1 protein-coding gene is annotated in these 534 nt (G+C 78.3%); it reads right to left on the reverse strand.

The annotated features are described in order from the left end of the window. Positions 1–60: 60 nt before the first annotated feature. Positions 61–534 (reverse strand): ATP-binding protein (locus C667_RS23810; protein ID WP_004392323.1); only part of this gene is annotated, 474 nt, incomplete at its 5' end.

The following is a 534-nucleotide window of genomic DNA, read 5'->3' on the forward strand; positions in this document are numbered from 1 at the left end:
CGCGCCACCGCCGCGCCACCGCCGCGCCACCGCCGCGGCCACCGCCGCGCGCCGCCGCACTCAACCGAGTAGCGGCAACTCGACATCCACGCGCAGGCCGCCGAGCGCTTCGCTGCACCCGAAGCGGATCGTGCCGCCGTACTGGGCGACGATGTCGCCGACGATCGCCAGGCCGAGGCCGTGGCCGGGGCGGGACTCGTCGGCGCGCAGGCCGGCGGTGCCGAGGCGGTCGAGCAGCTCGGGCGGCACGCCGGGCCCGTCGTCCTCCACGCTGAAGGCGAGCCGCGCCGTCTCCGCATCGGGCGCCACCACCACCCGCACCCGCGCACGCGCCCACTTGCAGGCGTTGTCGAGCAGGTTGCCGAAGAGCTCCAGCATGTCCTCGCGGTCCACCGGCCAGGCGCGCTCGTCCGCCTCCAGCTCGATGCGCAGGCCGCGCCCGGCGTGCAGGCGCTGCAGCACCTCGACGAGCGCGCCGAGCTGGACGCGCAGCGCGAAGCCGGCGCCGCCCGCGCCGCCGCCGGCGAGGCGGGC

It is taken from the genome of Thauera phenylacetica B4P (assembly GCF_000310225.1).
GTDB lineage: Bacteria > Pseudomonadota > Gammaproteobacteria > Burkholderiales > Rhodocyclaceae > Thauera > Thauera phenylacetica.